Origin of the sequence: Streptomyces sp. AM8-1-1, assembly GCF_032229325.1 — a bacterium.
Lineage (GTDB): Bacteria > Actinomycetota > Actinomycetes > Streptomycetales > Streptomycetaceae > Streptomyces > Streptomyces achmelvichensis.
Genome location: NZ_CP135086.1, coordinates 7557083 through 7575992, shown reverse-complemented (window position 1 = coordinate 7575992; position 18910 = coordinate 7557083). Strand labels below are relative to the sequence as shown.

Sequence of the window (18910 nt, the reverse complement as noted above, 5' to 3'; positions counted from 1 at the left end):
GGGACGAGGGAAGAGATTTTCTGATGCTGTGTCAGATTCTTTGAGGTGGTTGACACCGCCCGAGCCCCGCAAGAAAGTTTCACTGCTGATCGTGATCCCGAAAGATACTTTCAGGAGAGGGTAGGTTCCGGATGACACAGGGCGCGGAGGGCAGAGGGATCAGCCGACGGAGACTGGGCAGCGGAGTGCTGGCCCTGGGCGGAGCGCTCGCGCTGGGGCCGATCCCGTTCGCCGACGCGGCGGCCGCCGAGAGCGGTGGGGCTCCCGGCGGAGGTGCGAGTCCGGCCGGCGGGCGGCCGACCCTGCGGCGCGGCAGCCCGGAGCAGGCCGGTCTGATCCCCCGCCACCTGGAGCAACTCGTCACCGACGCACAGACGTTCCTCGGCCCGTCGCCGAAGCACCCCTGGTACGCGGGGGCGGTACTGCTCGCGGGACGCGGCGGCACCGTGGCGCTGCACCGGCCGATCGGCAAAGCGGTGCGCTACGCCGCGTACGACGAGAAGACCGACACCGGCGTGGAGTTCCCGCCCGAGCGGCAGATCCCCATGGCCGAGGACACGGTCTTCGATCTGGCGTCCGTGTCGAAACTGTTCACCTCGCTGCTCGCCGTGCAGCAGATCGAGCGGGGCGCACTGCGGCTGGAGGCGGCGGTCACCGCGTATCTGCCGGACTTCGGAGCCGGGGGGAAGCAGGACATCACCGTCCGACAGCTGCTCACCCACACCTCGGGGCTGCGCGCCTGGATTCCGCTCTTCAAGGAGCCCACCCGTGAGGGCAAGCTCCGGCTGCTCTGGAACGAGGTTCCGGTCACGCCGCCGGGCACCGCCTACCTCTACTCCGACCTCAATCTGATCTCCCTCCAGCTGATCCTGGAGAAGATCACCGGTCTCCCACTGGATGTACTGCTCCGGGACGAGATCACCGCTCCGCTCGGGATGCACCGGACGCGTTTCAATCCACCCGCCTCCTGGCGGCCCAAGATCGCCGCCACCGAGGATGCCCGGCTGCCCTGGTCTGGCCTGGACCGCGGACTCGTGTGGGGAGAGGTGCACGACGAGAACGCCTTCGGCTTCGGCGGCGTCGCCGGTCACGCCGGCGTCTTCTCCTGCGCCTGGGACCTCGCGGTCCTGGCCCGGACACTCCTCAACGGCGGTGTCTACGGGCGGTCCCGCATCCTGCGCCCGTCCTCCGTCGAGTTGATGTTCACCGACTTCAACACCGCCTTCCCGGGCGACGAGCACGGCCTCGGCTTCGAGCTCTACCAGCACTGGTACATGGGAGCCATGGCCACCCCGCGCACCGCCGGGCACACCGGATTCACGGGCACCAGTCTGGTCCTCGACCCCGGCTCCGACTCGTTCCTGATCGTGCTCGGCAACTCGGTCCACCCGGTGCGCAGTTGGCGGAGTGGCAGCGCGCCACGGGCCGCCGCGGCCAACAACCTCGCCCGTGCCGTCCCCGTACGTCCCGACCACGGCCGCAGGGCCTGGTTCGCGGGCATGGCCGCCGCCTCGTCCGCGACGCTCACCCTGCCCGGGCTCGCGCTGGCGTCCGCGCCTGCCTCCGGGTCCGGGTCCGGGTCTGCCCGGCTCGGATGCTCCCTGTGGTGGGACACCGAGCCGGGCTCCGACGGCCTGTTCCTCGAAGCGTCGTCGGACGACGGCGCGAGCTGGCAGCCGGTGCCGTTCACGACCGCACGGGACGGTGCGGCGCCCCAGCCGCATCCGGCGGGCACCGCGACCGGCTGGTCGGGCCGCCGCTGGCACCGGCTGACCGCGGACCTCGCCGCCTGGCGCGGCACCACCGTCCGGCTGCGCTGGCGTTACGCCACCGACCAGCTCTATGTGGGCCGCGGCGTCTATGTGGACGCGATCAAGGTCACGGACCGGGGCCGCACCGTCTTCGACGAACGCAGGCCCCGGGACGCAGCCCGGATCGAGGCCACGGGCTGGACGGCGTCCACGGACTGACGCGGTGTCACCGGCCCAGCACCGCCATGGCGGCGTTGTGGCCGGGCACCCCGCTCACGCCTCCGCCACGCACCGCGCCCGCACCGCAGAGCAGGACGTTGGCGTGCGCGGTCTCGACGCCCCACCGCCCGGTCGACTCGGTGGCGTAGGGGAAGGACAGGTCGCGGTGGAAGATGTTGCCGCCGGGGAGCAGCAGTTCGCGGTCCAGATCGAGCGGCGTCTTGGCCTCGATGCACGGCTCGCCGTTCTCGTCGAGCGCCAGACAGTCCGCGAGCGGCTCGTCGAGATAGGTGTCCAGTTCAGCGATGGTGGCGGCGAGCAGCTCCGTGCGCGCGGCGTCATTGTCGGCGGTGAACAGCCTGGCCGGGGTGTGCAGTCCGAACAGTGTCAGTGTCTGGTAGCCCTGCGCGGCGAGTTCGGGGCCGAGGATGGAGGGGTCGGTCAGGGAGTGGCAGTAGATCTCCGACGGCGGCGCGCTGGGCAGCCTGCCCGAGGCCGCTTCCCGGTACGCGGTGGCCAGTTGGCCGTACCCCTCGGAGACGTGGAACGTCCCGGAGAACGCGTCGCGCGGGTCGACGGAGCGGTCCTTGAGCCGCGGCAGCCTCCGCAGCAGCATGTTCACCTTGAGCTGTGCGCCCTCGGCCGGCTCGGGCGCCTCGTCGCCGAGCAGGGCGGCCAGCTCCCGCGGTGAGGCGTTGACCAGCACATGCCCCGCGTCGACCGTTCCCTCGGCGTCGTGCGAGCGGTAGGTGACGGTGGCGTGCTCGCCGTCCGTCTCGATGCGGGTCGCCTCGTGCAGGGTGACGATCTTCGCGCCGGCGTCCCGGGCGGCGGCGGCCAGGGCGTCGGTCAGCGCGCCCATCCCGCCGACGGGCACGTCCCAGTCGCCCGTCCCGCCGCCGATCACGTGGTACAGGAAGCAGCGGTTCTGGGCGAGGCCCGGATCATGGGCGTCGGCGAACGTCCCGATCAGGGCGTCGGTGAGGACGACACCCCGGACGAGGTCGTCGCTGAACCGCTTCTCGATCGCCTCACCGATGGGCTCCTCGAAGAGGATCCGCCAGGCGGTCTCGTCGTCGATCCGGGCCCGCAGCGCGTCCCGGGTCGGCAGGGGTTCCGTGAGGGTGGGGAAGACCCGCTCGGCGAGGCGGGCGGTCATGCCGTAGAAGTCCTCCCAGGCGGCGTACTCGCCCTCGCCACCGGTGAGCGCGGCGAACGACTCCCGGGTCCGGCCGGCGCCGACGAGGAGGCCGCCGGTGCCCTTGGGGGTGTAGGAGGAGACGGTGCGCTTGCGCACGGAGAAGCGCAGACCGAGCTCGCTGACGATCTTCTCCGGCAGCAGCGACACGAGGTAGGAGTAACGCGAGAGCCGCGCGTCGACCCCGGCGAAGGGCCGTGTGGATACGGCCGCTCCCCCGGTGTTCTCCCGGCGCTCCAGGACGAGCACCGAGCGACCGGCGCGGGCGAGGTAGGCGGCGGCGACCAGGCCGTTGTGGCCTCCACCGACGATCACGACGTCATACGCAGTGTGTGCGGACATGGGCGGACGATATCCCCTGATGGGGGCCGGGGTCCTGCCCTGTGGACACCCGGTCCGACTCGTTGGGATCAGTACGACGGTCGCTGCCGGCCGTGGGTGCCCACCCTGCGAACACCTACCGCCCGTGCGTGCCCCGCCGTTCCCGGAGCGCGGCCACCGTGCGGTAGAGCTCCACCGCCTCCTCCTGGCGGCCGAGTTGCTCCAGGCAGTGCGCCTCGTCGTTCCGGCTGGCCAGGGCGTCGGGGTGGTCCGGGCCGAAGATGCTTTCGCGGGCCGTCGCGACGTGCCGGTGAGTGGTGAGCGCATCCGCCCAGCGGCCCAGCCAGCCGAGGCCGACGGCCACTTCGCGGTGGCTGACGAGGGTGTCGGGGTGGTCGGCGCCGAGGACACGTTCGCGCAGCGCGCTGACGTCCTGCGCCTCCGCGAGCGCCTCTTCCCAGCGCGCGAGCCTGCCCAGGTTCACGCCGACACCGTGCCGGGCGCGCAGGGTTTCCGGGTCGGTGGGGCCCTGGATGCGGGTGCGGTCGGCGACGAGCGAGCGGTAGAGCTCCAGCGCCTCGGCGCTGTGACCGAGCCGGCCGAGGCTGATGCCGACCTCGTAGCGGGCGGCGAGGGTGTCGGGATGGTCGGGGCCGAGCGCCCGGGCACGGGCGGCCGCCACCTCGCGGTACGTCTGGAGCGCCTCCGACCAGCGGCCCAGGCGGCCGAGCGCGTAGGCGACCTCGTACTGCGTGACCAGGGTGTCGGGGTGGTCGGCGCCGAGGACCCTGGAGCGGGCCGCCGCGACGTCCTGGGCCATGCGGAACGAGTCCTCCAGCCGTCCCAGCCTGCTGAGGTTGAAGGCGAGGTTGTGCCGGCAGCGCAGTGTGTCGGGGTGGTCGGGGCCCATGGTGCGCTCACGGGCGGCGAGCACCGAGGCGTAGACGTCGTGCGCCTCGAAGTGGCGGCCCAGCTGCCCGAGGACGTACGCCGTCTCCTGGCGCGCGGCCAGCGCCTCGGGGTGGTCGGCGCCCATGGTCCGCTCGCGCCCCTCGGCCACCCGGCCGAACTCGCGCAGCGCGTCCGCGGCCCGCCCGGTCCTGCTGAGCGTGAAGGCGACCTCGTAGCGGCTGGCGAGAGTGTCCGGATGGTCGGGCCCCAGCGCGTGTTCGCGCTCGGCGGCGACCGCGCGGTGCACCTCGCCCGCCTCCTCCCAGCGGCCGAGGCGGCCGAGGCTCAGGCCCGCGCTGTGCCGGCCGGCGAGGACGGCGACCAGTTCGGGCGGCGGAGTGGGCCGCTCGGGTCCGGCGGACGCCGGCAGCACCGGACCACCCCGCGGGTCGGTGAGCGTGGTCCACTCCCCCGTCAGCCCGGCGGTGTGGTCGGGCAGCGAGGTCCGCAGCACCGAGGTCGCGGTGGCCTTGTGCCCGGTGGTCATCCCGCGGGTCCAGGACGGCAGACGGGGTGCGGGCGCCGGTCCCTCCGCCGGGCTCTGCGGCGGCGGGGCGTGCGCCACGCCCGGGCGCGCCGCCGCGCCGATCCGGAGGGTGAGGTGCTTGGCGTCGGTGGGCCGGTCCTCGGGCGGTTTGGCCAGCAGGTCCAGCACGATCTCCTGGAAGGAGTCCGGGATCTCCGATCGGTGCGTACGCAGCGGCTCCGGCGTCGTGTCGCGGTGGCCGACGAGGACGGCCCAGGCGTCGTCGTGGTCGAACGGCGGGACCCCGGTGGCGATCTCGTAGAGCACGCACCCGAGCGAGTACAGATCGCTGCGGTGGTCGACATGGCCGCCGCTGATCTGCTCGGGCGACATGTAGTGCGGCGTGCCCATGGCGATGCCCGTACCGGTGAGACGGGAGGTGAACCCGATGTCCTCGCCGAGCCGGGCGATACCGAAGTCGCAGATCTTCACCGCGCCGTCGGTGAGCCGCATGATGTTGGCGGGCTTCAGGTCGCGGTGGACGATGCCCTGCCCGTGCGTGTACGCGAGAGCGTCGGACACCTGCTCGGCGATGTCGAGTACATCCCGTACGGGCAGTGGGCGCTGGCTGTTCTCCTCCAGCAACTGGCTGAGGTTGCGGCCCTCCAGCAGCTCCATGACCAGGTACAGCACGCCGTCGTACTCGCCGAAGTCGTGGACGACGGTGACCCCGCGGTGCTGGAGGGCGGCCGCCACCCGGGCCTCGCGGCGGAAGCGTTCGCGCAGGACCGTGGCGAAGCCGGCGTCGTGCTGCGGACCCATCGGCTTGAGGCACTTGACCGCGACATGACGCCCGAGCGCCTCGTCGACAGCTCGCCACACCTCGCCCATGCCGCCGCGCCCGATGCGTTCGAGCAGCCGGTAGCGGCCTTGGATCAGCCTGGATTCCGCCATCGCGTGCTGTCGCCCCCGTTGCTCTGCTGCGCCCCACCCGGCCCGTTCAGTATGGCCTCCTGTCTGCGGAGTTTGTACGGGGCGGGGCGGGTGTCCGGTCCGAGACGGGCCATTGCTTTCAGGATGTGACCCGGCGGGAGCTGCCAGCGGACGCGGGAGGGGATGCAGCGCAACAGTCTGCCGGTGGCGGCCAGCTGACGGCTGACGCGCCGCGGTGGGGGCGCCGGACGGCCGTACAGCTCGTGGGCGAACGGCGGCAGAGTGTTGTACGCGAGGTTCGCCACGCGCCTCCACAGCAGTTCCCGTGCGGGCACGAGCAGGGCGGGCGTCGGCGGACGCCGGAGGAAGTCGTCCACGTCCCGCGCGTCGGACCCGGCCGCGAGCAGCGGCAGTGTCGTACGGAAGTACTCGGCGAGGTGGGCGGCCGTGGCGGGTACGGCCTCGGGATCGAGGCCGACGAGGCGTGCGCTCTCGCGGTGTTCGTCGATGTAGCGGTCGGCCTGGGCGTCGCTGAGGGGAAACCCGGAGCGGCGGGCGACATGGAGGTAGGAGTCGATCTCGGCGCAGTGCACCCACAGCAGCAGGTCCGGTTCGTCGACGCCGTACCGCTCGCCGGTGGCGGGGTCGGTGGCCTTCAGCCGCGAGTGGATCCGCCGCACCCGGGCGCCCGCCTTCTCGGCCGCCTCGGTGGTGCCGTAGCTGATGGTGCCGACGAAGTCGGCGGTACGCAGGAGCCTGCCCCAGGCGTCCTTGCGGAAGTCGGAGTTCTCCATGACCCCGCGGACGGCGCGGGGGTGCAGCGCCTGGAGGTACAGGGCGCGGACGCCCGCCACCCACATCATCGGGTCGCCGTGCAGGTGCCAGGTGACGGAGTCGGGCCCGAACAGCCCGGGGTCGGCATCGCTCATGTGTGACCAGGATTTCTCGTGGGGACCATGCGGCGTCCGCGACGTGCGCTTCTGTCAACGACGGTAACGGCAGAGCGGCCGGGATGAGGAGTACGCCGGCGGGTCGAACACCGATGCGACAACACCCGTGATCTACATATGCTCGTCCGATGACCGGAGAAGAGATCACACAGGGGAACCACCAGGGCATGCTCGCGGGCCAGGTGGCGATGATCACGGGCGCGTCCAGCGGGATCGGCGCCGCCGCCGCGCATCTGTTCGCGCAGGAGGGGGCCGCCGTCGTACTGATGGCACGCCGTGCCGAGAAGCTGCGCGCCATTGCCGAGGAGATCACCGCCAAGGGCGGCCGCGCGCTCGCCGTTCCGGGTGACGTCGCCGATTCCGGCGACGTGCGCCGGGTGGTGGAGGCGGCCGTCGAACAGTTCGGCGGGCTCGACTGCGCCTTCAACAACGCCGGCTACGCCACGGTCGGGACACTGCTGCACGAGACCGAGGACGAGATCTTCGACCGCACGATGGACGTCAACGTCCGGGGGGTGTGGAACTGCATGAAGCACCAGCTGCCGGTGATGCTGGCGTCGGGCAGGGGCGGCTCGGTGGTCAACACCAGTAGTACCGCGGGGCGTTACGCGACGGGCGCGTCCGTGCCGTACGTGGCGGCCAAGCACGCGATCCTCGGCATCACACGCGCGGCGGCGGCCGAGTACGGCGCGCAGGGCATCCGCGTCAACGCCCTCGTGGTCGGCACCACGCGCAGCGAGATGATCGACGAGGCGGTCCGCCAATTCCCGCACCTGGAACAGGCGTTCATCGCCCCGCAGATCCAGAAGCGCATGGCGGATCCGCGGGAGATAGCGGAGGCGGCGGTGTGGCTGTGCAGTGGGCGTGCCTCTTTCGTCACCGGGACGGCGATGCCGGTGGACGGGGGCATCTCGGCGCAGGCGAAGGCCGAATGACGTCCGGCTGACCTTGGGAGTGCACCACGGCGTCTCGCGGGGCGGGGGCCTCGCGAGGTGCCGTGGGCGTGCCGTCTCGCGCCCGGACGTGGACCGTCGTCCCAGGCCGTCGCTCAGTCGGTACCCCGAGTTCCTCCCCCGCAGCGACGAGCCGAGGCCGCCCTGGCTCGCGTCTCCGCTCGCTGTGGGGACCGACCACGTGATCATCCTCATGAGTGGAGCGATGAGCGCCGTACCCGCACTCCTGCGGATCCACGAGCCGGCGCAGGACCATGGGCTGCACATCGTCGACGCAGCTGATCCGGCGTCGGCCCCCGACAGCCGGAAGAGCTGTCGACCGGCTGAGGCAGCATCGGGGCCGTCAGGGGGCACCGGCACCAGCGGGGCCGGCCGCGACCACATCCACCCGGCCCGTGTGATGTGCGAGGGCCTCGTGCGGGTCGCCGTCCGCCGCCGTGTGGTCGGTGTGGACGGTCGCGGCGGTCAGCCGGGGTACCGCGTGGATCAGTGCATGCTCCGCGGCGACGGCCAGCCGGTGTGCTTCGACGACGGTCAGGTGCGGGTCGACGACGATATCGGCTTCCGCGCGCAGGGTGTGGCCGATCCATCGCATCCGCACCGGTCCGACGCCTCGCAGGCCGTCCACCGCGTGCAGCGCGGTCTCCGCGGTCTCGATGAGACGGGGATCGACGCTGTCCATCAGGCGCCGGTACACCTCGCGGGCAGCATCCTTGAGGACGAACAGGATGGCGGCGGTGATCAGCAGACCGATGACGGGGTCCGCCAGGCGCAGGCCGAGGGCGGCGCCGCCCGCGCCCAACAGCACGGCCAGTGAGGTGAATCCGTCCGTACGGGCGTGCAGTCCGTCGGCGACCAGGGCCGCGGAGCCGATCTTCCGGCCGGTGCGGATGCGGTAGCGGGCCACCCACTCGTTGCCGATGAACCCGGCGACCGCGGCCCCGGCCACGGCCCACAGGTGTGTGATGTCGCGCGGGTGCAGCAGGCGGTCGACGGCGGCATAGGCGGCCAGTGCGGCGGAGGCGGCGATGGCCGCCACGATCAGGATGCCGGCGAGGTCTTCGGCCCGGCCGTAGCCGTACGGGTAACGGCGGTTGGCCGCTCGCCGGCCGAGGACGAAGGCGATGCCGAGCGGGAGCGCGGTCAGTGCGTCGGTGGCGTTGTGGATCGTGTCGCCGAGCAGGGCGACCGACCCGGACAGGGCGACGATCACGGCCTGGATGAGGGTGGTGGCGCCGAGGACGGCGAGGGAGAGCCAGAGCGTGCGCATGCCCTCGCGGGAGGTCTCCATCGCTGTGTCGACCTTGTCCACCGACTCGTGGCTGTGCGGCCGGACCAGGTGAGCCAGCCGGTGGCGTACCCGGGCCGGGCGGGACGCATGTGGCTCATGTCGATGCCCGGCCTCGGCGTGGCCGTGGTGTCCGTGGTGGTGCCGGTTCCCCTCCATGGCGTCCATGCAGCCACCGTGGCACAGGAAGGGCATTGCGGCTACCACCGTCATACGGCCTCTGACCAGCTGCGATCGACTCGCAAGTACGTCCCGCACGTGGGTGCTCATCAGCCTCGGCAACGAGAGCGGTCAGCGTGGGCGGTCCGCGGTCATGCTTCGGGGTTGATCTTCGACGACAGGAAGAACAGGCCGAGGGCAGCCACCAGGAACACCGCCGCCAGCTCGCTGTCCCGCACATACAGAACTACGGTCACGACGACGGAGACGAGACCGAGCACCGCGGTGACACAGCCGGCGGCCTTCCGGGCGCCGGCGGGCGGCGCGGACAGCCGCGCCAGGGCCGGGTCCTCGGGGTTCTGCCAGTACGGGAAGGGCCCGGGCCTGTACTTCCAGCCGTCCTCCCTGAGTTCCTGGACCCCCGGGTGCCGGCGCGCGTGGCGCAGGTGGCGAGGTGCGAGGCGCTGCCAGGGCAGCCACGCCTGCCGGGTGGCGATCCAGGCCAGTGCGGGGAGACAGGCCACCGCTGCCCACACCGCCGAGAGGACCCTGCCGGACGAGGTACTCGGCAGGATGCCCAGGAGCCTGTCCAGTTGCCCACTGGCGGAATACGCGGTCACCGCGGCGGCGGCGAGCACCATCATCGCCTGCTCGATCCGGTGACCTCCACGGCAGCGCGCGCAACGCGGTACACGGATGCCGGTCCTGTGCCATCTGGTGCGGACACCGAGAGTCCAGGTCGGACTGCTGTCGACGTCCCGGTGCATCCCGATGACACGATCGTGCTGCGGTGCCGCCGCTTCACTCCCGCAGAACCAGCACTCTCGTGCCATGAGCATCCCCTGTGAACCGCGCCGCCTCCGCCGGACCGGATCGACCCTAGCTGTCGGCACGTGACCGTGGGAGTCCATCCGTCACGGAATGCGCGGAGAGCGCAGGGGGAGCGTCGTCCGTCGACGCGCTGCTGACCGCCTCTCAGTCCTTCGGCCCGTCGGCCGGTGCCCTCAGCAGCCGGTCCAGCTCCCTCCCGGCCTCGTCGTACCCGGCGTCGGAGATCCGTTGTAGCTCGCGCAGGTCGCCGGCTGCGGCCGCGCGCCGCGTGAGCAGGAACCCGGCCCGCAGGGATCCCTCGTCCAGCAGTTCGCTCAGCTCCCCGACGTCACCGGTCGCGTCGGCGAGATCGGCCAGCCGGTCCAGAGCGGTTTCGCTGCCCTCGTCGGCCAGCTCGCGCAGGGTCTCCCGGTCGACGTCGGTGTTCCTGTTCGTGTTCGTGTTCGGCATGACGCCATGCTGCAACCCTGCCCCGGGGGAAAGGTCAAGTGCGACGATGGCCGGGTGATCACCATCGGGCAGCTGGCCAAGTACGTCGGCGTGTCGACCAAGACCATCCGCGTCTACCACGACAAGGGGCTGCTCCCCGAGCCCGCCCGCGACGCGTCCGGCTACCGACGCTACGGCGCGGACGATGCCATCGATCTGATCAAGATCCGCACTCTCACCGAAGCCGGTGTCCCCCTGGCCCGTATCCGCGACCTGCGATCGGCGACCGACGAGGAGTTCCAGCAGGCCCTGCGCGAGATCGACGATGCGCTCACCACCCGCATCGACGCCCTGCGGGCGACGCGGGGGCGCCTGCACCGGCTCGCCGCCGGGCGATTGGGCTCGCTCCCCGCCGAGGTCGGCGCCCATCTGGAACGCCTGGCCCGCTGGGGATTCACTCCCCGATGGGTCGATCTGCAACGCGACCTGTGGATCCTCGTGTTCGCCACACACCCGGACGACGCCACCACACTGTTCCAGGACCAAGCCGAGACCCTGGCCGATCCCGCGCTGCGGCAGCTCTTCCTCGCCTACGACAGTGCGCACGACCTCGACGCCGACGACCCCCGCCTCGACGACCTGGCCCGCCGGATCGCCGAGGCGACGCGCCAGCGCTACGGTCCCGGCGAGATGCCCGAACTGGGTACGGCCTCCGAGATCCCGGGCCTCATCCAGAGCACGGTCAACGCCGCCTCCCCGGCATGGCAGCGACTCGACACGCTCATTCGCCGGCAACTGGACGCGTGAGTCGACGCCTGGGCCTCGGCCGGAGCGGCCGGCCATGCCGGGGGGCGCACCGCGTGCGGCGGGCCGCGGGCATTCAACGGCCCGCGGCCCGCGCTGCGGTGCCTACGGGTGCAGCACCACCTTGGTGTAGCCCTCGACCCGCTGGTCGAACTTCTCGTACGCCGAAGGCGCCTGGTCCAGGGGCAGTTCGTGGGAGACGACGAAGCTGGGCTCCGCCCTGCCTTCGATGATCATGTCGCGCAGGAAGCGGTTGTAGCGCTTCACGTTGCACTGCCCCGTACCCATCCGCAGACCCTTCTCGAAGAGCCTGCCGACCGACACGAGAAGCATGCCCTTCTTGGAGTCCTCGTCGGGGCCTCCGGGGTCGGCTGGGACGTACAGACCCGGGACTCCGAGTGCACCGGTGGCCCGGACCGTGCCGACGAGCGAGTTCAGGACGGTCGCCGGTTCCTCGCGGTCCGTGCCCTGTGCCGTCGCCTGGTAGCCGACGGCGTCGACACCCTTGTCCGTGCCGACGCCTCCGGTCTGGTCCTTGATCTGCTCGATCGGGTCGCCCTCGGCGAAGTTGATCGGCACCGCGCCTATCTCCTCGGCCTTCGCCAGACGCTCGGCGACCCGGTCCACGACGAATACCTTCTTCGCGCCGCGCAGCATGGCCGAATAGGCGGCCATGAGCCCGACCGGACCGCCGCCGTACACCGCGACGCTTTCGCCGGGACGGACCTGGGCGAGTTCGCAGCCGTGGTAGCCGGTGGGAAAGATGTCGGCGAGCAGAATGAAATCGCGCTCGTGCTCCTCACCCGGCGGCAATTTCAGGCAGTTGAAGTCGGCGTAGGGGACGCGGAGGTATTCCGCCTGGCCGCCGGTCCAGGGGCCCATGGCGACGTATCCATAAGCACCGCCTGCGAAACCGGGATTGACGGTCAGACAGTAACCGGTGTATCCGTCGACGCAGTTGGTGCAGAACCCGCAGGCGACATTGAAGGGCATGACCACACGGTCGCCCTCCTCGAGAGAGGTGACTCCCGGACCGCAGTCCTCGATGATCCCCATGTTCTCGTGGCCGAAGACGATGCCGGGCTCGGCAGCGGTACGGCCCTCGTACATGTGCAGATCGGAGCCGCATATGGCGGTGGAGGTGATCCTGACGATCACATCGTTGGGATGCTGAATACTGGGCTTTTCAACATCTTCGACCGCTACGCTGAACGGTCCCTGATAAACGACTGCCTTCATGGCTGCCACCTCGCTTCGACCGGTTCTCGGTTCCCCCCGATTTCCCCACGTGACCTATTTCTCATGATTCTCCCGACTGCACGATCGGACAAGCCGGTAGCCTCGGCACATTCGATCGGATTTCTGCCGAGACAGTGAGATGGAGGGCCCAAGGTGTCAGCACAGCGACTCGGAACCCTGCTCGTCCCCGTACCCGGGCTCTCAGGCACCGTGTACCCGCCGGGAACGACCGTGACTGTCCGCGGTCGCGGCGCGACAGTCGATGCCTTTGTCGACGGCGACTGGCTTCCCATGTCGTGGTGGGAATTCTCCGACGGTCTCCGCGAGGACATCGCGGACCGCTGATCCCCCGTGGCAGCCGGTGCCTCCGCAGAGCACCGGCCCCCTGAGGAGCACCCCGCCCGTCACCCGACGATCAGCACGATGATCGCGCGCCGGGTCCGCTCCCCGCGCCGGCCGTGATCACCGAGCCCCACCCTTCGCGGTCGCCCTGTCACGGACAGCCTCCGCGTGTCGAACCGGTCCGGTGGGCCTGATCCACGACGGCGGCCCCGCACGGGCGTGGACCTGGGGTACCACCCCGGGCCCAGAGAAGGATTCCCGCCCGGCCGTGGCCACACCAGGCCGTCGGTCCCGCCGTCGCGCAGCCGCTCGGAAAGAGGCGGCGGCCACGAACCCGGACCGAGTCCATGGCGTGCCCGCCGCCTCACCTCATGCCGTACTGACTCATGTCGTACGCATCCGCCGACCACCCGTCCGCGAGGCCGGCAATCCGTTCCTTCAGCTGATGCCGTTCGCCACCCGTCCCCTCGTCATGCGCCGGGCGACGAGTGACGCGCGGATCTCTCCGGCGCGCACCGCCGTGTTCGACAGCAGCGTCGACGTGATGCCGTGCGTGTGCTCCGTGCCGCCCTGGAGGTAGATGTCGGAGGCGACGCCCGGCAGTGTGGCGACCCGGTGGTCCCTGCCCACCAGGAGGGCGTCCTCCTCGTCGCGCATGCAGAGCTTGCTGATGTCCCCCAACCGCTCGCCGATGCCGCGCGGTTGATAGCCCGTCGCGTGGACGAGCAGGTCGGCCGTGAGCACGTCCCGGTCGCCGGTCGGCAGGTACTCCACCGTGATGTCGAGCCGGTCGTCGCTCGTCTCGACCTCCCGGATGCGGGAGACGTTGAGCATCCGCAGCCGCTCACGGCCCTGGACCTTCTCCTGGTACATCGTTCTGGACAGGGCCTCGATGAGATCCATGTCCACGACGGAGTAGTTGGTCCCGCGGTGGTAGTCGAAGAGCGCCTGCTTCACGTCCCGCGGCGCCTGGTAGTAGATGTCGACCGCCTCGGGGTCGAAGATCCGGTTGGCGAAGGGGCTGTCGTCGGCCGGGGTGTAGCCGTACTTGGCGAAGACGGAGCAGATCTCGGCGGCCGGGAAGCTGCGGTGGAGATAGTCGACCGCCTCGGCGGCGCTCTGTCCGGCACCGAGGACGACGGCCCGGCGTACGGGGGTTCCCTCGCCGACGAGTTGGGCCACGCGCGGCATCAACTCGCTGTTGTGCCAGACGCGGTCGGACAGCACGGTCCCCGGCGGGAGGTGAGGCTCCATGCCGGTCGCGATGACCAGATTGTGCGCCCTGCGCACGATCGGCCGCTGCGGGTCCGCCGGGTTGCGGCCGGTGACCTCGAACCAGCGGACCTCGCCGTCCTCGGTCACGGGCTTCACCGAGACGACCTCCGTCGCGTACTCCACCAGGCCGGAGACGCGGGCAGCGGCCCACTCGAAGTAGTCGTGGAACTCGATGCGGAGCGGGAAGAGCGTCTTCTGGTTGAGGAAGTCGACCAACCGTTCCCGCTCCCGCAGGTAGCACAGGAAGCTGAAGTCGCTGGTGGGGTCACGCATCGTCACCAGGTCCTTGAGGAACGACACCTGCATCGTGGCGTCGTCGATGAGCATGCCCCGGTGCCAGCCGAAGCGGGGCTGCTTCTCGAGGAACGTCGCCTCGAGCCTGTCCTCTTCGGATACTTGTGCGTTGTACTCCTGGATCGCTATCGCGAGAGCAAGATTCGACGGACCGAACCCAATGCCCAGAACGTCGTGGATGGTGCCCGGCCCACTCTGCAGTGTGTTCACCGCGTCATCGCCTCCCTAAGCACGCACATGTTAGATAAGGTTAGCCTTACCTTGCAATGTCTGAGGAGGATTCACATGCGGGTCGTCATGTTCGGCTATCAGACCTGGGGCCACCGCACGCTGCAGGCTCTGCTGGACTCCGAACACGAAGTGGTCCTCGTCGTCACCCACCCCAAGAGCGAGCACGCCTACGAGAAGATCTGGGACGACTCCGTCGCGGACCTGGCCGAGAAGCACGGCGTGCCGGTCCTGCTGCGCAACCGCCCCGGGGACGACGAACTGCTCAGCGCTCTCAGGGACGTCGAGCCCGACATCATCGTGGCCAACAACTGGCGGACCTGGCTGCCACCGGAGATCTTCGACCTGCCGCCGCACGGCACGCTCAACGTCCACGACTCGCTGCTGCCCACGTACGCGGGCTTCTCGCCGCTGATCTGGGCGCTGATCAACGGCGAGCCGGAGGTGGGTGTCACGGCCCATCGCATGGACGGTGAGCTCGACATGGGCGACATCGTGCTCCAGCGTTCGGTGTCCGTCGGACCCGAGGACACCGCAACAGACCTGTTCCGCAAGACGGTTGACCTCATCGGACCGATCGTCCACGACGCGCTCGACCACATCGCCGCCGGCACGGCGGTGTGGACGCCGCAGGACCGCTCGAAGTCCACCTTCTTCCACAAGCGTTCCGTGGAGGACAGCAGGATCGATTGGAGCTGGCCGGCGGAGGATCTGGAGAGGTTCGTCCGCGCGCAGTCGGACCCCTACCCCAACGCCTTCACCCACCACCGTGGACAGCGGCTGCGCGTCGTCTCCGCGGCGGTGTCGGAAGGGCGCTACGGAGGCACCCCGGGGCGGATCTTCATACGCGAGGGGGACGGCATCGTCATCGTCGCCGGTGCGGACGCCCGTACCGGACGCAACCACGGCCTCCTGCTGAAGCGCGTACGGACCGAGGACGGCACCGAACTCGCCGCCACCGACTACTTCCGCACCATGGGCGGCTATCTGACGGACCGTCCGTGATGGATCCCGTGTGACGACCGGAGGCCGTGACGGGCCGTCCTGACGTCATCGGGCCGGCGGGAGCGGGCACCCACCCGTTCCCGCCGGGCCGTTCGTCTCCCCGGCCGCTCGTGCGTCAGCCGGCAGATCCGGTGACGGCGACCGCGCCGGCGCCGGCCTCATCGACCGCGTGGGCATCGGCATCGACATCGGCCGGAGGGACCGCGTCCGCGACCTCGTGGTGGCGCCCCATGGGAATGATCATCGGGGTGCCGCTGACCGGGTCCTTGGCCACCTGACAGCGCAACCCGAAGACGTCCTCGACCGTGGTCGCGGTGATGACGTCCCCCGGCGCACCCTCGGCCACGATCCGCCCCTTCTTCATGGCGATGACGTGATCGGCGTACCGGAAGGCCTGGTTGAGGTCGTGGAGGACCATGACCACCGTGCGGTTCTGATGCCGGTTGAGGTCGGTGACCAGGTCCAGCACATCGATCTGGTGCGCGAGGTCGAGGTACGTCGTCGGCTCGTCGAGCAGCATCACCGGCGTCCCCTGCGCCACCGCCATCGCGATCCAGGCGCGCTGCCGCTGTCCGCCGGAGAGTTCGTCGACGGGACGGTCGGCGAGATCCGCCATCGACGTGGCGCGCAGGGCGTCGTGAACGGCCTGCTCGTCAGACCGGCTCCACTGCCGCCACCAGGTCTGGTGCGGTGAACGGCCCCGCCCCACCAGGTCGATGACCGTCAGTCCCTCCGGCGCGACCGGTGACTGCGGCAGGATGCCGAGCCGCTGGGCCAGTTCCCGGGTGGGGATGGACTGCACGGCGCGGCCGTCGAGATGGACGGAGCCGGCCTTCGGCGCCAGCAGCCTTGCCAGGGCGCGCAACAGGGTCGACTTGCCGCAGGCGTTCGCCCCGACGATCGCCGTGACCCGGCCGGGCGGGATCACCACATCGAGGCCGTCGACGACGACCCGGCTCTCGTACGCCAGCCGCAGGCCTTCGGCCCGCAGATCGGGGCCCGCGGGGTCCACAGACTTCGATGACACGTGTTCAGCCTCCTGAGCCGGCGCGGTTGGCACGGACGAGCAGCCACAACAGGACGGGAGCGCCCAGCACTCCCGTGACGATCCCGACCGGAAGCTCCGTTCCGGAGATCAGCTTCCGCGCGATCAGGTCCGAAACGAGCACCGCCAGCGCTCCGGTGAGCCCGGAGGCCACCGGCGGCGGCCAGGCAGTACGCGCCAGACGCTGGGCGATCTGGGGCGCGGCGAGCGCCACGAACGCGACGGGGCCGGCCGCGGCGGTGCCGAACGCCACCAGTCCGACTCCCGCGAGCAGGACGGCCAGTCGGACCGGCTGCACACGTGTGCCGAGGCCTCGTGCGACGTCGTCGCCGAGCTGGAGCGTGCGCATCAGCCGGCCGAGCAACAGCGCCATGGGGACGAGAACCGCCATGGCGGCGGCCAGCGGGCCGACCTGGTCCCAGCCTCGGCCGTTGAGATTGCCGACGAGCCAGCCGAGCGCGGCCTGCGCCTGGAACCGCTCGCCGCGGGCCATCAGGTAGTCCGTGGCACTGGTGCAGATCCAGGCGATGCCGATGCCGACGAGAACGATGCGGTAGCCCGTCGTGCCGCGCTTCCAGGCGAGGACGTACACCAGCAGCGCCGCGGTCAGCGCCCCGATCAGGCCGAGCGCCTGGGTGCTCAGCCCTCCGTCCCAGCCGAGCACGATGCCGGCGACCACGGCGGCGCCCGCGCCCTGGGTGATGCCGATCATGTCCGGGCTGGCCAGGGGGTTGAGTGTCATCGTCTGGAACAGCGCTCCGGAGACACCGAAGGCGAACCCGACGAGCAGACCGGCCACGGCGCGTGGCAGCCGCAGTTCCTGGACGATGAGCTGGGTGCCGGGATCCGCCGTACCGAGCAGGGCCCGTACGACGTCCATGAACGAGTACGGGATGTCCCCGATCGTCATGCCCAGGCAGAACACCAGGAAGGTGGCGACGGCGAGTAGGCCGCTCACCCACATCAGGCGCGGCCGCAGCACTCCGGAGACGGGCGGGACGCCGAGCCGGAAGGTGACCCGGCCGGGGGTGCGGGACAGCAGATCGGTCATGCTCACAGCTCCGCGAGTCGTCGACGGCGCACCATGGCGATGAAGAAGGGGCCGCCGATGAAGGCGACGAGAATGCCGGCCTGGATCTCCGTCGGCCGCGCGAGAAGGCGTCCCACGATGTCGGCGGCGAGCAGCAGACAGGGCGCGAGCGCCGCCGACAGGGGCAGGAGCCAGCGGTGGTCGGGGCCCACACCGGCGTACTGGGCCAGAACGCGGGCGATGTGGGGGACGACGAGGCCGACGAACACCACCGGCCCGATGACGGCGACGGCGCCGCCGGTGAGGAGTGTGACGGCGAGGACGCCCTGGATCCGGGTCAGGCCCAGCCTCAGCCCCAGCGAGGCGGCCACGTCGTCGCCGAGCGCCATGCTGTTGAGTGCGGGGGCGCAGGCCAGGGCGAGCACGGCGCCGACGGCGAGGAACGGCAGGACGCGTACGAGGACTTCCTCGTTCTGGTTGGCCAGCGATCCCGCGGACCAGAAGCGGTAGCGGTTGAGGGCGTCCGGGTCGGTCAGGGCGATCGCGCTGGTCAGTGAGAAGAGCAGCGAGGTCACGGCCACGCCGGCGAGGGCGAGTTTGACGGGCGTGGTGCCCGAGCGGCCCAGTCCGCCGAGGAGGTAGACCAGGACGCTGGCGGCCATCGCCCCGGCGAAGGCGAACCAGATGTAGCCGTAGACCGAGCCCAGTCCGAGAACGCCGACGGAGAAGACGATGGCGAACGCGGCTCCCGCGCTCACGCCGAGAACTCCGGGGTCGGCGAGGGGGTTTCTGGTCAGTGCCTGCATCAGCGCGCCCGACAGGCCGAGAGCCGCTCCGGCGGCGAGGCCGAGCGCCGTTCTCGGTACGCGGACGGACCAGACCACGTTCTCGATCCGGGTGCTGGGGGCCTGGCCGACAAGTGTGTTCCACACCTGGTCGAGGGGAACGCTCAGTGCGCCGAAGGCCAACGACAGGGCGCACAGGGCCACAAGGGCGGTGGCGGGCAGCACCATGAGGAGCATGCCGCGGGGCCTTCTGGCGCCGATCACTGTGCTCCCCACGTCAACATCCTTAGGTTAGGCAGGCCTTAAATGTAAGGGCTGCTCGGCCGCTCGGCCCACTGCCGCATGAAAGCCTGTCTAATTAGGTAATCCTTACCTTAGTATGACGCGGACCGACCCCGGCCGGGGGCCGGGACC

16 protein-coding genes are annotated in these 18910 nt (G+C 70.6%); 5 read left to right on the top strand and 11 right to left on the bottom strand.

Translation table 11 applies throughout. The annotated features are described in order from the left end of the window. The first annotated feature begins 131 nt into the window (after positions 1 to 131). Positions 132 to 1970 carry a serine hydrolase gene (locus RPQ07_RS33745; protein WP_313948038.1) on the top strand — a complete coding sequence of 613 codons (1839 nt, stop codon included), beginning with the start codon at positions 132 to 134 and terminating at the stop codon, positions 1968 to 1970. Between the two features lie 7 nt (positions 1971 to 1977). Here the strand turns inward: RPQ07_RS33745 and RPQ07_RS33740 are convergent, their stop codons facing one another. From RPQ07_RS33740 to RPQ07_RS33730, 3 genes are all read right to left on the bottom strand, one after another. Then, positions 1978 to 3531 (bottom strand): phytoene desaturase family protein, encoded by a 1554-nt coding sequence (locus RPQ07_RS33740; protein WP_413777861.1) that lies wholly within the window; start codon positions 3529 to 3531, stop codon positions 1978 to 1980. Between the two features lie 94 nt (positions 3532 to 3625). Beyond that, complete coding sequence (locus tag RPQ07_RS33735; RefSeq protein WP_313948036.1) at positions 3626 to 5860, bottom strand: tetratricopeptide repeat protein; 2235 nt, start codon at positions 5858 to 5860, stop codon at positions 3626 to 3628. Then, entirely contained in the window at positions 5842 to 6768 is a 927-nt protein-coding gene (locus RPQ07_RS33730) for an oxygenase MpaB family protein (protein ID WP_313948035.1), read from the bottom strand. The genes RPQ07_RS33735 and RPQ07_RS33730 overlap by 19 nt, the downstream gene beginning before the upstream one ends. A 149-nt stretch (positions 6769 to 6917) precedes the next feature. On the opposite strand from RPQ07_RS33730, the gene RPQ07_RS33725 reads away from it, so the two are divergent. After that, a complete protein-coding gene (locus RPQ07_RS33725; RefSeq protein ID WP_313948034.1) occupies positions 6918 to 7724 on the top strand; it encodes a glucose 1-dehydrogenase in 807 nt (268 codons plus the stop codon). 361 nt (positions 7725 to 8085) lie between these two features. Here the strand turns inward: RPQ07_RS33725 and RPQ07_RS33720 are convergent, their stop codons facing one another. The 3 genes from RPQ07_RS33720 to RPQ07_RS33710 form a co-directional block, all read right to left on the bottom strand. Then, the gene (locus RPQ07_RS33720) at positions 8086 to 9198 is read right to left on the bottom strand and encodes a cation diffusion facilitator family transporter (RefSeq protein WP_313948033.1); all 1113 of its coding nucleotides are present in this window, start codon (positions 9196 to 9198) and stop codon (positions 8086 to 8088) included. Between the two features lie 143 nt (positions 9199 to 9341). Beyond that, positions 9342 to 9833: a hypothetical protein gene (locus RPQ07_RS33715; protein WP_313948032.1), complete on the bottom strand. Its 492-nt coding sequence runs from the start codon at positions 9831 to 9833 to the stop codon at positions 9342 to 9344. 331 nt (positions 9834 to 10164) lie between these two features. After that, positions 10165 to 10470, bottom strand: a complete 306-nt coding sequence (locus RPQ07_RS33710; RefSeq protein WP_313948031.1) for a hypothetical protein — start codon at positions 10468 to 10470, stop codon at positions 10165 to 10167. 54 nt (positions 10471 to 10524) lie between these two features. Here RPQ07_RS33710 and RPQ07_RS33705 point away from each other — a divergent pair, with 54 nt between their 5' ends. Continuing rightward, a complete protein-coding gene (locus RPQ07_RS33705) occupies positions 10525 to 11256 on the top strand; it encodes a MerR family transcriptional regulator (protein ID WP_313948030.1) in 732 nt (243 codons plus the stop codon). Between the two features lie 102 nt (positions 11257 to 11358). Here RPQ07_RS33705 and RPQ07_RS33700 read toward each other — a convergent pair whose 3' ends face one another. Then, positions 11359 to 12492: a glutathione-independent formaldehyde dehydrogenase gene (locus tag RPQ07_RS33700; protein WP_313948029.1), complete on the bottom strand. Its 1134-nt coding sequence runs from the start codon at positions 12490 to 12492 to the stop codon at positions 11359 to 11361. 153 nt (positions 12493 to 12645) lie between these two features. Here RPQ07_RS33700 and RPQ07_RS33695 point away from each other — a divergent pair, with 153 nt between their 5' ends. Further along, positions 12646 to 12837: a hypothetical protein gene (locus RPQ07_RS33695; RefSeq protein ID WP_313948028.1), complete on the top strand. Its 192-nt coding sequence runs from the start codon at positions 12646 to 12648 to the stop codon at positions 12835 to 12837. Between the two features lie 435 nt (positions 12838 to 13272). Here RPQ07_RS33695 and RPQ07_RS33690 read toward each other — a convergent pair whose 3' ends face one another. Beyond that, complete coding sequence (locus RPQ07_RS33690; RefSeq protein WP_313948027.1) at positions 13273 to 14613, bottom strand: lysine N(6)-hydroxylase/L-ornithine N(5)-oxygenase family protein; 1341 nt, start codon at positions 14611 to 14613, stop codon at positions 13273 to 13275. A gap of 75 nt (positions 14614 to 14688) precedes the next feature. Between RPQ07_RS33690 and RPQ07_RS33685 the strand changes: the two genes are divergently transcribed. Further along, positions 14689 to 15636, top strand: coding sequence for a methionyl-tRNA formyltransferase (locus RPQ07_RS33685; RefSeq protein ID WP_313948026.1), 948 nt, complete (start codon positions 14689 to 14691; stop codon positions 15634 to 15636). 115 nt (positions 15637 to 15751) lie between these two features. Here RPQ07_RS33685 and RPQ07_RS33680 read toward each other — a convergent pair whose 3' ends face one another. The 3 genes from RPQ07_RS33680 to RPQ07_RS33670 are packed head-to-tail and all read right to left on the bottom strand — an operon-like array spanning position 15752 to position 18733. Next, complete coding sequence (locus tag RPQ07_RS33680; RefSeq protein ID WP_313949115.1) at positions 15752 to 16648, bottom strand: ABC transporter ATP-binding protein; 897 nt, start codon at positions 16646 to 16648, stop codon at positions 15752 to 15754. A gap of 19 nt (positions 16649 to 16667) precedes the next feature. Continuing rightward, positions 16668 to 17732 carry a FecCD family ABC transporter permease gene (locus RPQ07_RS33675; protein ID WP_313948025.1) on the bottom strand — a complete coding sequence of 355 codons (1065 nt, stop codon included), beginning with the start codon at positions 17730 to 17732 and terminating at the stop codon, positions 16668 to 16670. Positions 17733 to 17734: 2 nt separating this feature from the next. Then, positions 17735 to 18733 (bottom strand): FecCD family ABC transporter permease, encoded by a 999-nt coding sequence (locus RPQ07_RS33670; RefSeq protein ID WP_413777860.1) that lies wholly within the window; start codon positions 18731 to 18733, stop codon positions 17735 to 17737. Positions 18734 to 18910 lie beyond the last annotated feature (177 nt).

Bases quoted from the DNA above. Each gene is read 5' to 3' on its own strand.
- RPQ07_RS33670 (WP_413777860.1), bottom strand. From the start codon at position 18,733: ATGCTCCTCATGGTGCTGCCCGCCACCGCCCTTGTGGCCCTGTGCGCC.
- RPQ07_RS33745 (WP_313948038.1), top strand. From the start codon at position 132: ATGACACAGGGCGCGGAGGGCAGAGGGATCAGCCGACGGAGACTGGGC.
- RPQ07_RS33720 (WP_313948033.1), bottom strand. From the start codon at position 9,198: ATGGACGCCATGGAGGGGAACCGGCACCACCACGGACACCACGGCCAC.
- RPQ07_RS33685 (WP_313948026.1), top strand. From the start codon at position 14,689: ATGCGGGTCGTCATGTTCGGCTATCAGACCTGGGGCCACCGCACGCTG.
- RPQ07_RS33715 (WP_313948032.1), bottom strand. From the start codon at position 9,833: ATGATGGTGCTCGCCGCCGCCGCGGTGACCGCGTATTCCGCCAGTGGG.
- RPQ07_RS33725 (WP_313948034.1), top strand. From the start codon at position 6,918: ATGACCGGAGAAGAGATCACACAGGGGAACCACCAGGGCATGCTCGCG.
- RPQ07_RS33710 (WP_313948031.1), bottom strand. From the start codon at position 10,470: ATGCCGAACACGAACACGAACAGGAACACCGACGTCGACCGGGAGACC.
- RPQ07_RS33700 (WP_313948029.1), bottom strand. From the start codon at position 12,492: ATGAAGGCAGTCGTTTATCAGGGACCGTTCAGCGTAGCGGTCGAAGAT.
- RPQ07_RS33735 (WP_313948036.1), bottom strand. From the start codon at position 5,860: ATGGCGGAATCCAGGCTGATCCAAGGCCGCTACCGGCTGCTCGAACGC.
- RPQ07_RS33675 (WP_313948025.1), bottom strand. From the start codon at position 17,732: ATGACCGATCTGCTGTCCCGCACCCCCGGCCGGGTCACCTTCCGGCTC.
- RPQ07_RS33730 (WP_313948035.1), bottom strand. From the start codon at position 6,768: ATGAGCGATGCCGACCCCGGGCTGTTCGGGCCCGACTCCGTCACCTGG.